General features: G+C 75.1%; 1 pseudogene. It reads right to left on the bottom strand.

Annotated elements, in window-relative coordinates:
* Positions 1 to 1,084, bottom strand: a pseudogene (locus AB0H50_RS34005) (hypothetical protein); the annotation flags it as partial.

The following is a 1,084-nucleotide window of genomic DNA, read 5'->3' as shown; positions in this document are numbered from 1 at the left end:
GCTCCGGCTGCCCACCGCCGGGCCACACCGTGGTCCGCGGATCCTCCGGCCGACCGAGATCGACTGTCGAATCATCGTTCCCGGCAACCGGATTTGATGATGTCCCCGGCTGCTCACCACCGGGCCACACCGAGGTCCGCGGATCGCCCTGCGGCGGATGGCCGATCTGGCGGTGGGCGTCGCGCAGGGCGCGCTGGTATCGCTCCTCGGCGCGTTGGCGCGGCGACTGGCGTTCGCCGGAGTCATGCCGGTCCGGTGTGGGAGCGGCCGGGCGGTCGGAGGCGAAGTCGGTGCGCCGGTGGGTGATTCGGCCGTCGTCGAGGGCGGTGATCTCGATGTGGGTCACCACCACTCCCGGCCGCGCGAGCAGCGGGCGCAGCAGCGGATGCTCGGCCGCGAGCTGGGCGCGCACGTTCCCGGGTGGCAGCCAACCCACCACGACGATGCGCGGCGGCTCACCGGCCACGATGCCGACGGTGTCGTCGATGCGGCCCGCGCCCTCCTCGGCGAGCGCCTCGCGCTGCATGGCGCGGGCCAGCGCCTCGTCGAGCACCGCCACCTCGGACTCGGCGGCGAGGTAGCGCAGCGCGGCTTCGCGCAGTTCCTCGATGCGCGCGGCCTGGTCGGGGTGCGCATTCTTCAACCGGTCGACGGTGTTCGCGACCTGCTCCGGGTACGGCCCCAGCTCGTCGCGGGTGACCGGCAGGCCTGCCATCGCCGCATCCCTGGCCGCGTCCGCCGCATTCAATTCCCTGACGGCAGCGGCATTCTCCGCCGCGAGCCGCTGGGTCACGCGGCGGGCGATCTCGACATCGGGCCTGCGGCCTGGTTCCTCGGGATCGGGGGTCGGCGGCGCGGGCGGCCCCTGCGGTGGTTTCCGTCCGCCACCGTCGGCGGAGGGTTCCGGCCGGGTGGGCGCACTCGAGCCCTCGTCCTGGCTCGCCACCGCACCGTGGGCGGCGGGTGGCAAGGCGGGCGGTGCGGTGGGACGGGTCGCGGCCAGCGCCGCGTCCACCCGCGCCAGCTCGGCGTCGGCGGCCTGCTGCCTGCGGGCAGCCGCGGCGAGGTCGTTCAGCGCGTCGGC

The organism is Nocardia sp. NPDC050793 (assembly GCF_040654065.1).
Taxonomy (GTDB): Bacteria; Actinomycetota; Actinomycetes; order Mycobacteriales; family Mycobacteriaceae; genus Nocardia.
This window is presented reverse-complemented; position numbering and strand designations above follow the sequence as displayed.